Origin of the sequence: Caballeronia arvi, from assembly GCF_001544695.2 — a bacterium.
Lineage (GTDB): Bacteria > Pseudomonadota > Gammaproteobacteria > Burkholderiales > Burkholderiaceae > Caballeronia > Caballeronia arvi.
Genome location: NZ_FCOM02000038.1, coordinates 1 through 12,643, shown reverse-complemented (window position 1 = coordinate 12,643; position 12,643 = coordinate 1). Strand labels below are relative to the sequence as shown.

Here is a 12,643-nt window from a genome sequence, read left to right as displayed (position 1 = left end):
GACTAGATTTCAGCAAGAAAAAACTTGCCAATCGGTATAACCAAATAGGGTCGTATAAGAGTCGATTTGCTCAGGAAGCTCTGCAGTATCGACGCGGCCGAGCGCGACCGCGCAGAAGCTCATTCCGGTGCGGTGGCGACGGGGGCGATTCCGTACACGGAAGAGAATCGGCGGCTCTGCGAGCCGCAGTTCGAGTTCGTGACGCCGCAGCAGTTGGTGGCAATCGATTTCTTTCTTTCGATGCATCACTACGCGCCGCACGCGTTTCCCGCGCTTGCGATTTGGCACGACGTCAATGTATTGGGGCGTCGCTATCCGACTCCGACGCTCGCACCACTTCCGAAGACGGACATCGTTCTTCACGGCTGGTACGCAGTCGGTCAGTACGACAAGGAAGCGCCTGTGACTGGATTGCGCTCGTTCGATGCCGAGCAGTGGAACCCGTACCGGCATCCGGGTCGCCCTGGACGATATGCCAGGACGACGGGCGGTGAACAGACGGTATATTTCGAGGAAGCCTCGCAGTTCGAGGTGGATGCCGAAGCGGCGTGCTTGTTCGTCACCTGCACCTACGACACGGCTTTCATGCTGGACACGCAGCATCGGCATGCAATCGACTCGGCGCATTTCTGGTTGAACGAGGGCATCGTGAAGCTGCCGACTGGCATGGCGCAGCGGTATCAGGACATGGCCAAGCGCGGGCAGTACTTCGCGAGGCTCGCGCAGCGTCTGAATTTGACGCCGGCCGAGCTCGATGTGCATCTCGTTGCGAATGCGACTGGCGATGCTGACCATGCGAAATTGCTCGGGTACGACCCGATGCAACTCAATCTTTTTGCAGAAGCGGCGTAGCCGCGCACGTACTTTCGCACGCGTCCCGGACTAAACCCCGGGACGCTTTTTTTTCTGAGATCGAAATCGTCGAAGTTGGGCGCGGGGAGTGTCTCTCCCGGCTGCGCGCCAAGCAATTTGAGGACGTGCAACGCCGACGATCATCCACTGATGAAACGGTTTCATAGGCCTAGGGCTGAGAAGCGGTCCGTTGTCATCATCCCGCCGACGGAATAAGAAGACTGGCTCTCGTGCAAGAGCACCGACGAAGCGCGATCGTTCCTGCAACTCGATTCAGTCGAGGCAAATGCACGCCGAGCCGTTTCCGCTCCCCTGCGGGTTCTAACCCATAGCAGCACGCGAATGGGCGCATGTGTTTAGCATCATTTGATGCTAAAATGTGTGCCTACTATAGGAGCCTGCCGTGCGAACTACCATTGCGCTTGATGATGACTTGATCGCCAAGGCTCAGGCCTATACAGGCATAGAAGAGAAAACTGCGCTCGTGCGTGAAGCGCTGAAGGCGCTGATTCAGCGAGAAGCCGCAAAGCGACTTGCGAATCTCGGGGGAAGCGAGCCGGGCATCACTGGCGCACCTCGTCGCCGACAGGAAGTTGCATGATTCTCGTTGATACGTCGATCTGGATCGACCACATTAGCGCGTCCGATCCTGTGCTCACCGCCCTTCTAGCGGATGAGCGTGTGCTGGCTCACCCGTATGTGATCGGCGAAATCTCCCTGGGCAGTTTGCGGAATCGTCAAGTGGTGCTCGGCGCGCTGCTCGATTTGCCGAGCGCACCCGTTGCGACGCCGCAAGAGATTTTTTTTCTTATCGAGCGGGAAGATTTGTTCAATCGTGGCATCGGATATGTGGATACGTCGCTGCTAGCGTCCGCACGCCTCCAGCCCGGCGTCACGGTTTGGACGCGTGATAAGCGCCTGAAAAACGTAGCTGATGAACTCGGCCTTGGCGCAGTGCTTGGCCACTGACAACGTGCTACGTTTCGTACACCGCTGCGATTCAGAACATTGCGGACCTCGAACGAGGCATTGCAGGCGTCAAGAGCCTGGAATAGACCACGGAAAACGAACCATGTCCAACTTGACTGCAGCAACCGCTCTGCGGGCGTACCGCAGCGTCGGGCTGCACGGCGGGACCCGCCGACAGGGAGAACAGAGATAGAAATCGACATAGCTTGGAACGACAATCTGCTACGTATCTTCGGGCTTGCTGCTCTGGTTGGAGTCCTCTCCGGCGCCCTTGGTCTTTGTGGGCTTCTGGTGGGGCAGGCAATAAATCTTTGCGCCGTTGAGATGCACTACGCCACGATTGACGTTTCAAAAGCCGGTGGCATAGGCGGGGCGATCGGCTTCGGCCTTGCCGTGGTGATCTTCGTATTCGCGCTCATCGCTGAGGTCAAGCGGGACGTTTGATCTATAGGAAGCTGGGCTAATGCAGATCGATGAGAATACTTTTACGAAGCCGCAATGGGAGGCGATCGCGCTTTATGTGGACGCTCGAAAGCGGCGACGGCGATTTTGGCTCGGGGCCGGCGCGGCAGCCGTCTTTGGATGCGGCAGCGCGCTCATAACAAGTTCGCTGATGCAAGTCGGGGCGGACCTTCCCGACGCTCTGCAATGGACGCAGACAGTCCTGCCTATCCTCCTGCTTTTCGACCTTTGTCTCGGAGCACTCGCGTTTCAGAGGGCTGTTGCATCAGGCCGAAAAGCGATGTTGGCAGCCGGGCTTACTATGCAGTTCGTTGCGGATTTCGAGAACTACTCGACGAGCAAATTCTCCTGAATGCAGATGCGCCCTAGACAGCGGGCACGACGACACTCGAGCCTCTGACGGTAAGCGTCCCTGAAGCTATAGGACACCAACATGCGCGCCAGGAAGGACTTAAAACGTGTGACGCGCCATATTTGGGGCGCGAGCAATCTCTCCATCGCGAGTCTTTTCGTCAAATATCGGGTTCACCTCTGTTTTCTGTCCGATACCGGCGCTTAGATCAAGCATGCGCCGTACCGAGTGAGGCGGTTAGGGAAATTGAGCAATGTTATGCACTCGACTGGCCCTTTTTGGGCTTTTTCCGGTCGTATCGGCAGTCGGCTTCGCCATCGAACTGTCGGCGAGCAGCCCAGACATGAAAGCGAATGTAGGAACAGTCCTCTGGTCGGTCTTGTTTGTGCAACGGCCGGCTTCGCTTCCGGCTTTCTACGTGCGAAGCGTCCACGAAAGGTTTCGAAGGACTAGCGGGCTTCGGTGTACAACCCGGAAGAGTTCGGAAATAGCAGTCGCATAGGCGTCAACTTTTTTCGTAATTGCAATGGCCAACAACACTTCCGAGTTCTCACAGCTTCTACAGAAGCAAGCCGAATTAGATCCAGCAATCGCTGAGCCGCGCGCGAGGGAGACGAGACTTGTGCTGATCGACATCGTTCAGAAAATGCGCGAATACGACATCAGCCTAAGCGAACTCACGGGCCGTAGCTCGGCCGAGCTACGATTGGACGTTCATCCAAAGTATCGCGACCCAGTGAGTGGCGCGACATGGAGCGGCCGGGGGCGAGCGCCGCAATGGATCGTTGGGCAAGATCGCGACCGGTTCCTCACCGCCCAAGGCGGCAATGCTCGCCAGCAGCTTCAGGCGGCGCTGTTCCCAGACTTGCGCTGAGTGACGCATTGAATTGTCGAGTCCGAGAAACCTCACGGGCGCGCAACGGGATCAGGACTTGCTGGACTGGTCAGCACAGGAGATGATCATGCTCAAGCTCTTCGGCATTTTTATGCTTGCGGTAGCGTTCTCCGGATGCGTCGCCGCTCCGCCGTACGGTTACGGCGACCCCGCATACGGCCCTGGCTACTACGCACCGGGTCCCAGCGTCGGCATTGGCGTGGGCGGAGGTAGTTTCGGTTCCGGTGTGGGCGTCGGCGTAGGTGTGGGGTTCTGAGAGCGCGTCGAGCCTCGTCCAGAGCACCCATGGCAAAGGTTCCGCACACTCAAGCGCTCAATCCGGTGGCGAGCTTCCAGAGTCAAACGCCCCTCAACTCGCGACGCTCGTGAGCCGTCCGCCCGTGAACGGGCAAGCAGCGTAGCAAGTCGTGCAGTTCTACCGCGCAGTGCTACCGATTGGGCAAACCTTCGAGGCGCTTGAGAAGGACAAAAGGCTGCAGAGCGACGATGTGCATAAAGTGAGTCGTCGGACTGTGATCAATCGATAGCGAAGCAACCCCCATCGAATCCTTCAGACAGCGCCCGCCATCGGCCGCTATCCAGCGATTCTTTCGAGAGAACAGAGCGTGATTCGATGCGCTTTTCGTGGAATTGCACGAGCCGCAATCCACGTACACTTCTTTCCGTGGCGATGAACTGACCACGCGTTGCAACGGACAGTCACCGAGCGTTCCGGCTCAACTTCATACCTATCCGGACTTCCGGTTGTCATTTGCAGCGCCTCAGTCTTGTCGCTCCGTTTTTGGGCATTGGTCATTACGGGAAGAAGTTGTGATTTAGCGAGGAGCCCGCTCTTCCAGGAAGAGCGTCGCAGTGAGACGAGATCCGAAAGACGTCGTTGTCGAAGTTCGAAAAACAGCTGTAGAGCGAGCCCCGGCCGATCATCGGTCGGGGCTTCGCTTTTTGGCTTTTCCGGCGATTTGATCGTTGCGGTGAGTCAGCGTCGCTCTTTGGCGTCACTGCGATCGTGTTGGCACGCATTCCGTCTGGAACCAGTAGTCGACGAGGCGCTGCGCGTACTGCAGGTCCTCGGGATAGTAGGGGTCGTCCCAAAAGGGAGATGGGTCGTAACCCGCTTTTCGAAGCGCGCCCAACTCGACCTGATGCTCGGCCATCGTGGGGCTTTTATTCGTCTTCAGTGCGGCCAGGTCGCGACACTCGAGGTCGGTGAGATGCCTTCCTGGAGGGGGCGGCATGCCGCCGACTACGCACCCCGAGAGCAGGCACGCAAGGGCAAGAGAGAGCGATAGCTTTATAGAAGTTCTGCTCACGATAGCGGTTTGCAGTTAATCGCCACGGTCTAGTTCACTGTCCTTGTGCGAATGCGTGGCAGCATGGCCTTGGTGCGCGCTGAGACGAGCCCGAAGCTCAAAGTCACCGACGCGATCGAACGGGCAGCCATTGTTACCCTCCCTTGCTTCAGGTAATGGCCCGTTGCTCGGCTTCTTCGCCTGCTTGCTGAGTGACATGGGCCACGTCTACCTTCAGGCGCCGGCTTAGGCCGGCGGCCATTCGCCATTCTTCGAGTATGCGCTCGAGTAAATCGTAGGTGACCGGTTTGCGCAAATACCCGTCGAATGACGGAAAGTCATTGTCGCCCAGATCCGACCTACCCGTCATCGCGACCATGTACGCCGCATGCGATGCCCCTTCCATTCTCACCCGTCGCAGGTGTGGCGGCCGTCGCCATCGGGCAGTTCAACGTCGGCCAGAATGACATCGAAGAGCCGACTGCCCGCGAGTGCGCGTGCGGTCTTACATTCGTATGCGACGGACGGTTCATGACCCATCCGCTCGATGAGCGCGGCCAGACCCGTTGCAAAGTCACGATCGTCGTCCAGAACAAGAATCTTCATGGTGTCCCCCAGCAACGCTGCGATCTTGACCGCATGCGAGTACGGGGTCATGCATGGAAGATGCCAACCATCGAACATCACAGCGAAGTCGCGGCGGGAAGCCGTCGGCTGTTTGCGGGGCGGACTTTGCCTATGCCATCTTTTCAACGGGGCAGAAATGTGTGCGTGCGTCGGATTGGAACGGATTTGCGAAATCGCACTGCAGTGGCCGATGGTGCACGTCGACTTGCCCGGCCTCCCCTCAAGTGAGACGGTCGATCGCCGACGACAAAGAGTGTCCGGTCGACCAGAAATCCGCCCAAGGATCCCGCGACTGAAAACTGAGGTATTCACGCGCCGTCTGGACATTCCACTGTGCGCCGCTCTTCAGGTCGGCGAGCTGTTCCCATGCGACCGGCAATGAAACGCCCATGCCCGGCCGGGCGCGGGCCGAAAACGCCGCTGCAGTCGTCTGGCCCTTCCCGTTGCGCAGGTAATCGACGTAGACCTTGCCCAAACGATTCGCAGGTCCGGAGATCGCGGAGAAGCGCTCAGGGATCGTCTTGGCAAGGTGCCGGACGAACGCCTGCGAGAATGACTTCACCGTCTGGTAATTCAACTCCGGAGCGAGCGGTACGACCACATGCAGACCCTTGCCGCCGGTTGTCTTGAGCCACGCCTTGAGGTCCAGCTCTGACAGCAGCGTGCGAACGAGCAGCGCCGCCTCCTGAACGTGTTTCCATTTCACGCCCTCGCCGGGATCAAGGTCAAACACAACCCGGTCGGGTTTGTCGAGCTGACGGACGATTGAATTCCACGTATGAAATTCGATCGTGTTCATTTGTGCGGCCGACAGCAAGGCGTCTGCCGTATCGACCGTCAACAACGGCGGATGATTCGGCCACAGTTGCGATTGTGCGCAGTCAGGCCCGGCATCGCCGTGCGCTCGGCATGCTTTTGGAAGAACAGGTTGCCCGCCACGCCTTCCGGCGCGCGAACCAAGGCGACAGGCCGGTCCTTCAGGTGCGGCAACATCCACTCGCCGACGCTCGCGTAGTAGCGAACCAGATCAGCCTTGGTGATCGTCGCCGACGCATCAATGACTCTTTCCGGATGTGTGATTTTGAGCGACAACGAAGGCTCGGGCAGTTGCGTCTTTCCTCCCTCTCGGACGACGCTGCGTGCGGGCTTATCGAGGCGCAGACCTTTAAACGACGACTGTCGTATCACACCGTCGCCTGTCCATTCGGCGAACTCGACCTCCGCGACCATGGTGGGTTCTAGCCACCGCTCGCTGCCGGCGGCGCGTCTGGACCACCGTCGTGCCTTGGTGACCTGCACGTCGAAGGGCGCCGCGTCGATCTCTAGTGGGATAAGTCGCTTCCAGAGATCTCGAGCGGTCTTTGAGTCCCATCCGGTGCCGACGCTTCCCGCGTCATGCAGTTTGTCGCCCGCGTAATACCCAAGCAACAGGCTGCCGACCTCACCGGATTTGCCGCCGCGTCCGGTCATGCCGCAGATCACCAGCTCCTGCCTCAGTCGGGCCTTTGCCTTCAACCACGTCTCTGTCCGTCCCGACTCATACGGCGCATCGCGTCGCTTGAGCACAAGACCTTCCAGCCCTAACCCGGCAGCTGCTTGGAACACCTGGGCCGGCGGTGCGTCAAAATCCTGACTGAACAGGAGTTGCTCTCCTGCGTCTTCGAGAACCGTAGCCAGTCGAGCTCGCCGCGCCCACACTGGCACTTTCCTGAAATCTTCGCCGTCCAGGTACATCAGATCGAACAGGAAGAACACGATGTCCTGGTTGTTTCGCCCGTCAATCGCGTTTTGAAGTGCCGAGAAGCTCGGAATGCTGTCTTTGAGTACGACAATCTCGCCGTCGAGCCACGCGCTCACCACCGGGAGCAGTTTGATCGCGGCGGTCAGAGCCGGAAACTTCGCGGTCCAGTCATGTCCGTTTCGCGTGAAGAGCTTGACTCGGCCCTTGTCGATACGAGCCAGCAGGCGATAGCCGTCCAGCTTCATCTCGGTGATCCAGTCGCCGCTTTTAGGAAGCGCACTCGCCAGTGTTGCAAGCTGCGGCTCGAGTTTCGCCGGTAGCGGTGCCCGCACTGCGGCGGATAAGTCAATCTTCGGCTCTTTGGCGCGCGGGCGTCCCGTTGTCTTCGGCTCGCGTTCTTCGAGAAGTCCGAGCGGATTCGCGACGACGCTATCCGGCAGGGCCTTGATAACGTCGTATTCTCCGAGCGGGCGAGCCCACTCGTCTCTTTTCTTGAACAACATCCACTGGTCCTGCTTGTCGCCCGGCTTGGAGATGCGCACCAATTCCCATAAGCCGGCAAGCTTTTCGCCTTGGAGGCGAAAGACGAGCTTGCCCACCTCCATGCCTTTGTTCGCATCGCCTATCGGCTCCCACGTTCCGTGGTCCCACACAATGACCGTGCCGGCGCCATATTGCTTAGGCGGGATCGTGCCTTCGAAGCCCGCATAGGAGACTGGGTGATCCTCGACATGCACAGCCATCTGTTTCTTGCTCGGGTCGTAGCAGGGGCCTTTCGGCACGGCCCACGAGAGCAGTACGCCGTTCAGTTCAAGGCGAAAATCGTAGTGCAGACGGCTCGCCCAGTGTTTTTGCACGACGAAGCTGAGCTTGCGTGGGCTGACGGGAGTTTCGGTGGTGGCCGCAGGCGGCTCGGGCGTGATGCTAAAGTCCCGCTTCTTCCGGTAGCGGGTGAGGGGAGGCGCGGTGGTGTCGCGGGGCGAGGCCATGAGGCGATCAGTCAGGGCGGCTGCGGCCGATGGTCATTGCCCGCAGCGACGCGCGGATTGAACAACAGCAGCGCTCGCAGGCACGGCGAATGTCGGGCCTTACAGCTCGGCTAGGACGATGTTTGGCCTGCGTCTGGGTCCGCTCTGCCGCCGTCGCCCGTCTCGATGGGCATCGAGCCTCGCGTCGCGAGAGGAGCGCTCGCGAGGAAAGGTCCTCGACCGATTTATCAATGAGATCCTCCGAATTTTGGCTGTCGAGGCTCCGTTCCTTATCCGTCGTAGTCATGGTGCGCTCCACGCGAGATCGTTGGAAGGAGCAAAGGGCATTCCTTTTAGCATTCGGCGGCAGCGGCGACGGCTGGCTCACGGCGGGACGAACGGGAGCCATAACGCGTCCGTTTCCAGACGGCGACGCCGCGTTGAGCATCGGATGATGACCTGCTATGTTTGCTGCACTTCAACTTTTGAGATGACTCCAATGCCTACTGCGCTATCTGCAGATGATATCCGTGTCCGTGCCTATCTCTTGTGGGAGGGTGAGGGTCGCCAGTCTGGACGTGCTGAACATTATTGGCGCGAGGCGATTGTTCAACTCGAGCGTGAGCGCGTTTCTGGGGCTGATAACGCGGGGATCGGCCTCGCCACTGCGTCGGATGCTTCCACGTCAAAGCCAGCGAAGCGAAGCGCAACGATGAAGGTCGGCAGATCGGTGCCGGCCAATGTTGGCAGAGGAAACGGCTCAGCAACGAACGGAGAAACGAACGGCGAAAAGAACGGCGAGAAAAGTCGCAAGATGACGGGGGAGCGTCAGAAGAAGACCGATATCAAGCCCGAAACCAAGGCCGATACGAAGATCGATGCGAAGGTCGATGAGAAGGCGAATACGAAAACCGAAGCAAAAGCGAAGGTGAAGAAGAAGGCGGATGCGCCCGCAGCCGCTTCGAAACAGCCAAAGAAGTCGCGGCGTATCACAGGAGACACCGGACAGGCGCAGACAAGCGAAGCGCCGTAAGAATCGCGAAGAGACAGACGGGTCTGCACGAAGAGACAAGAGATGATCCGCGGCGACGGCCGGACCGACCCAATCAGCTTGAGCGGCTCGACGCGGACGGGGCGACCCTCAGCAAAAGTTGCGACTCACGGTCGTCAGGCCGCCGAGCAGATGCGACATGTCGATCAGCCGCTGGGCAACGAGGTGTCGGACCTCGCCTTCGCACTGCCACGTGCCATACACGGCGAGCAGCGCTGCGCCCAATGCCTCCTTTCGTTGCTTCTCGAGTAGCGAGGGCCAGACGATCACGTTGACATTGCCCGTCTCGTCTTCCAGGGTCACGAACATGACGCCCTTGGCGGTGCCCGGTCTTTGCCTTACCGTGACGAGTCCGCAACCCCGTGCCAGGCGTCCGTTGCGATAGGTGCGTAATGTCGCGGCGGGCATGAGCCGGTGTTCCAGCAGGACAGGGCGCAGAAGCGAAAGCGGATGCCGGCCCAAGGTCAGCCCGGACGCGTTGTAGTCGCTGACGATGTCTTCGGCCTCGGTCGGTGCGCCAAGTTCGGGCGTCTCATCGTCGATCCGGCTGTCGGCGAGGATGTCGCGGTCGGGGACTGCTGCGACCGATTGCCATAAGGCTTCCCTTCGATTTCCCGCCAACGATTGCAACGCGTTGGCTGCGGCGAGCACCTGAAGGTCATGCCGATCAAGCTGCGCACGGCGCGCGAGGTCGCTCACACTGACGAAGGGCTTCACGGCCCGTGCATTCTCGATGCGCTCCGCCGCACCGTCACGCATGCCCTTGAGCAACGACAACCCGAGACGAACGACGGATTTCGCACGATCGACGCGGCGCTCGAGTACCGAGTCCCAGCCGCTGATCGTGATGTCGATTGGCACCACCTCGACACCGTGACGCTTCGCATCCTGCACGAGTTGTGACGGCGAGTAGAAGCCCATCGGCTGCGAGTTCAGCATCGCCGTGAGGAACGCAGCCGGTTCGTGGCATTTGAGCCAGCTGCTGGCATACACGAGTAGGGCGAAGCTCGCTGCGTGACTTTCCGGAAATCCATATTCGCCGAACCCTTTGATCTGCTCGAAGATGGCTTCAGCAAACGACTTTTCGTAGCCGCGCTCCTGCATGCCGTTGACGATGCGGTCGTAGTACTTTTCCAGACCGCCCTTGCGTTTCCAGGCCGCCATCGCTCGTCGCAGTTGATCCGCCTCGCCCGGCGTAAAACCCGCCGCGAGAATGGCGACCTGCATCACCTGCTCCTGGAAGATTGGCACACCGAGCGTGCGACCGAGCGCGGTCTCGAGCGCAGCGCTCGGGTAGGTGACGGGCTCGATCTTCTGACGCCGCCGAAGATAAGGATGCACGGCGCCGCCCTGGATCGGGCCGGGGCGCACGATCGCAACTTCGATGACAAGGTCGTAAAAGGTGCGGGGTTGCATGCGCGGCAACATGCTCATCTGCGCGCGTGACTCGATCTGAAACACCCCGACCGTGTCCGCCTGCGAGATCATCTCGTACGTCTCAGCATCCTCTGGCGGAATGTCCTGCATTTCGAAGCGCTCGCCGCGCTGCTCCGAGACGATATCCAGCGCGCGGCGAATCGCCGACAACATGCCAAGCGCGAGCACGTCGATCTTCAGAAGCCCCAACGCTTCGAGGTCGTCCTTATCCCACTGAATCGCACTCCGGTCCGCCATCGCGGCATTCTCGACGGGGACGAGCCGCGTGAGCTTGCCTCGGCTGATGACGAAGCCACCTGAGTGCTGCGACAGATGTCGCGGAAAATTCAATATCTCGGCGGCGAGCTTCGCCCACATCGTAATGAGCGGGTTGGCCGGATCGAGACCGGACTCCTCGAAGCGACGCAACAGGTCCTGAGAGTGATCAAACCACTGGTGACTCTTCGCGACCTTGTCGACGATCTGTGGATCGATGCCGAGCGCCTTGCCCGTTTCGCGCAGCGCGCCACGCGGCCGATAGGTCGAGACGGCCGCGGCGATGGCGGCACGGTCACGTCCGTACTTGCGATAGATGTACTGGATGACTTCTTCACGCCGTTGATGCTCGAAGTCCACGTCGATGTCGGGCGGCTCTCCGCGTTCTTTGGAGATGAACCGCTCAAACAGCATATTGCCGCGCGAGGGATCGACTTCAGTGACGCCTAAGCAGTAGCAGACGGCGCTGTTTGCCGCAGACCCACGACCCTGACACAGGATGTGCTGGCTGCGCGCGAAACGCACGATGTCGTAGACCGTGAGAAAGTAGGCCTCGTATCGCATCTCGCGGATCAGCTGCAGCTCATGCTCGATCTGCTGCTGCACCTCAAGCGGGATGCCGGCCGGAAAGCGCTTGTGTGCGCCGATATACGTCTCCTGCCGCAGATACGCCTCGTGCGTGAAGCCTTCGGGCACGAGTTCGTCGGGATACTCGTAGCGCAGTTCGTCCAACGAGAACGTGCAACGTTCCAAAATGTTGAGCGTCTGTGCGATCGCATGGGCAGGATACAGATTGGCGAGCCGTAGTCGCGAGCGCAAATGCTGCTCTGCGTTGGGCGCAAGATCGTAGCCACACGCGGCCACGGGTTTGCCAATGCGAATTGCCGTCATCGTATCTTGCAGCGGCTTTCTTGAGCGCACGTGCATCACGACGTTGCCAAGCGCGACGACCGGTACGCGGTGCTGCTCGGCGATGTATTCGACGCTGCCGCGATGAATGTCATCCATCGCGCGTTGATGCAGGATCAAGCCCACCCATGCGCGAGCCGGAAACGTCTCGTTGAGCCATTCGACCTGCGCGGAGAGCGCATCTTCTTTCGCGGGAAAGTCCGGCACGAGGATCGCCAGGCAGTCGGGCATGCCGCGCAGATGCGCGTGCTCTTTATCGGGCTTCGAGAGATCGTGCGGCGTGAGCAGGTACTCGCCTTTCGCCGCACGCATGCGGCCGAGCGTGATCAGCTCGGACAAGTTTCCGTAACCGTTGCGGTTTTGCGCGAGCAGGATGAGACCGAACGCCGGACTCTTGTCCGCATGAACGAGCCGGAAGTAGGAGCCGATGATCAGCGGCAGCTTTTCTTCCTTCGCCTGGACGTGTGCGCGCACGACACCCGCTAGCGAGCATTCGTCGGTAATCGCCAGGCCCGAATAGCCAAGCTGCGACGCGCGCAGCACGAGCTCTTCGCCGTGCGATGCGCCGTGCAGAAAGGAAAAGTTTGTGAACGCGAACAGCTCCGCGTAGTCGGGCAGGGCCGACGAGAAAAGATCCACGGCGACACCACCGATTATCCGAAGAGCCCATGAAGAAACCAGCGAACTTCTTCGGTCTTCACGCTCGGTCGTTCACGGTAGATCCAGTAGCAGCTCTTATCGGTGGCTTCCGCGACGTAATAGTCGCGCGTCACCAGTTCGCCATCGTGCCACCCGGCCTCAATGCGCTCGCCCGTCCAGACCAGTTTGAGTGGCGA

13 protein-coding genes and 1 pseudogene are annotated in these 12,643 nt (G+C 59.8%); 7 read left to right on the top strand and 7 right to left on the bottom strand.

Annotated features, from left to right (window positions below; all coding sequences use genetic code 11):
• Positions 1 to 66: 66 nt before the first annotated feature.
• From AWB74_RS29950 to AWB74_RS29915, 6 genes are all read left to right on the top strand, one after another.
• Positions 67 to 852 carry a hypothetical protein gene (locus AWB74_RS29950; protein WP_087039288.1) on the top strand — a complete coding sequence of 262 codons (786 nt, stop codon included), beginning with the start codon at positions 67 to 69 and terminating at the stop codon, positions 850 to 852.
• Between the two features lie 403 nt (positions 853 to 1,255).
• Positions 1,256 to 1,453, top strand: a complete 198-nt coding sequence (locus tag AWB74_RS29940) for a type II toxin-antitoxin system VapB family antitoxin (protein WP_087039287.1) — start codon at positions 1,256 to 1,258, stop codon at positions 1,451 to 1,453.
• Entirely contained in the window at positions 1,450 to 1,821 is a 372-nt protein-coding gene (locus tag AWB74_RS29935) for a type II toxin-antitoxin system VapC family toxin (RefSeq protein ID WP_061150262.1), read from the top strand. The genes AWB74_RS29940 and AWB74_RS29935 overlap by 4 nt, the downstream gene beginning before the upstream one ends.
• A gap of 463 nt (positions 1,822 to 2,284) precedes the next feature.
• Complete coding sequence (locus tag AWB74_RS29925; RefSeq protein WP_061150260.1) at positions 2,285 to 2,635, top strand: hypothetical protein; 351 nt, start codon at positions 2,285 to 2,287, stop codon at positions 2,633 to 2,635.
• Between the two features lie 526 nt (positions 2,636 to 3,161).
• Complete coding sequence (locus tag AWB74_RS29920; protein WP_061150259.1) at positions 3,162 to 3,509, top strand: H-NS histone family protein; 348 nt, start codon at positions 3,162 to 3,164, stop codon at positions 3,507 to 3,509.
• An 88-nt stretch (positions 3,510 to 3,597) separates the two neighbouring features.
• A complete protein-coding gene (locus AWB74_RS29915) occupies positions 3,598 to 3,786 on the top strand; it encodes a hypothetical protein (protein ID WP_061150318.1) in 189 nt (62 codons plus the stop codon).
• Between the two features lie 739 nt (positions 3,787 to 4,525).
• Here AWB74_RS29915 and AWB74_RS29910 read toward each other — a convergent pair.
• The 5 genes from AWB74_RS29910 to ligD (AWB74_RS29895) form a co-directional block, all read right to left on the bottom strand.
• Positions 4,526 to 4,840 carry a DUF4148 domain-containing protein gene (locus tag AWB74_RS29910; protein ID WP_061150258.1) on the bottom strand — a complete coding sequence of 105 codons (315 nt, stop codon included), beginning with the start codon at positions 4,838 to 4,840 and terminating at the stop codon, positions 4,526 to 4,528.
• 148 nt (positions 4,841 to 4,988) lie between these two features.
• Positions 4,989 to 5,225 (bottom strand): hypothetical protein, encoded by a 237-nt coding sequence (locus AWB74_RS29905; RefSeq protein ID WP_143749327.1) that lies wholly within the window; start codon positions 5,223 to 5,225, stop codon positions 4,989 to 4,991.
• A 2-nt stretch (positions 5,226 to 5,227) separates the two neighbouring features.
• Positions 5,228 to 5,476, bottom strand: a complete 249-nt coding sequence (locus AWB74_RS46505; RefSeq protein ID WP_160110325.1) for a response regulator — start codon at positions 5,474 to 5,476, stop codon at positions 5,228 to 5,230.
• Between the two features lie 190 nt (positions 5,477 to 5,666).
• On the bottom strand, positions 5,667 to 6,263 hold the full coding sequence (gene ligD, locus AWB74_RS49050; protein WP_456061759.1) for a non-homologous end-joining DNA ligase LigD: 597 nt from the start codon (positions 6,261 to 6,263) through the stop codon (positions 5,667 to 5,669).
• 20 nt (positions 6,264 to 6,283) lie between these two features.
• Complete coding sequence (gene ligD / locus AWB74_RS29895; RefSeq protein WP_456061758.1) at positions 6,284 to 8,176, bottom strand: DNA ligase D; 1,893 nt, start codon at positions 8,174 to 8,176, stop codon at positions 6,284 to 6,286.
• A gap of 478 nt (positions 8,177 to 8,654) precedes the next feature.
• Here ligD (AWB74_RS29895) and AWB74_RS47000 point away from each other — a divergent pair, with 478 nt between their 5' ends.
• Entirely contained in the window at positions 8,655 to 9,188 is a 534-nt protein-coding gene (locus tag AWB74_RS47000; protein ID WP_235024727.1) for a DUF2934 domain-containing protein, read from the top strand.
• Positions 9,189 to 9,296: 108 nt separating this feature from the next.
• Here AWB74_RS47000 and AWB74_RS29885 read toward each other — a convergent pair whose 3' ends face one another.
• Complete coding sequence (locus tag AWB74_RS29885; RefSeq protein WP_061150254.1) at positions 9,297 to 12,446, bottom strand: error-prone DNA polymerase; 3,150 nt, start codon at positions 12,444 to 12,446, stop codon at positions 9,297 to 9,299.
• A gap of 14 nt (positions 12,447 to 12,460) precedes the next feature.
• Positions 12,461 to 12,643: pseudogene (locus AWB74_RS29880) on the bottom strand (DNA polymerase Y family protein); the annotation flags it as partial.

What these genes read in the sequence shown, in the direction of transcription:
- AWB74_RS29935 (WP_061150262.1), top strand. Translation starts at nt 1,450, where the DNA reads ATGATTCTCGTTGATACGTCGATCTGGATCGACCACATTAGCGCGTCC.
- AWB74_RS29925 (WP_061150260.1), top strand. Translation starts at nt 2,285, where the DNA reads ATGCAGATCGATGAGAATACTTTTACGAAGCCGCAATGGGAGGCGATC.
- AWB74_RS29920 (WP_061150259.1), top strand. Translation starts at nt 3,162, where the DNA reads ATGGCCAACAACACTTCCGAGTTCTCACAGCTTCTACAGAAGCAAGCC.
- AWB74_RS29915 (WP_061150318.1), top strand. Translation starts at nt 3,598, where the DNA reads ATGCTCAAGCTCTTCGGCATTTTTATGCTTGCGGTAGCGTTCTCCGGA.
- AWB74_RS29905 (WP_143749327.1), bottom strand. Translation starts at nt 5,225, where the DNA reads ATGGAAGGGGCATCGCATGCGGCGTACATGGTCGCGATGACGGGTAGG.
- AWB74_RS46505 (WP_160110325.1), bottom strand. Translation starts at nt 5,476, where the DNA reads ATGACCCCGTACTCGCATGCGGTCAAGATCGCAGCGTTGCTGGGGGAC.
- ligD (WP_456061758.1), bottom strand. Translation starts at nt 8,176, where the DNA reads ATGGCCTCGCCCCGCGACACCACCGCGCCTCCCCTCACCCGCTACCGG.
- AWB74_RS47000 (WP_235024727.1), top strand. Translation starts at nt 8,655, where the DNA reads ATGCCTACTGCGCTATCTGCAGATGATATCCGTGTCCGTGCCTATCTC.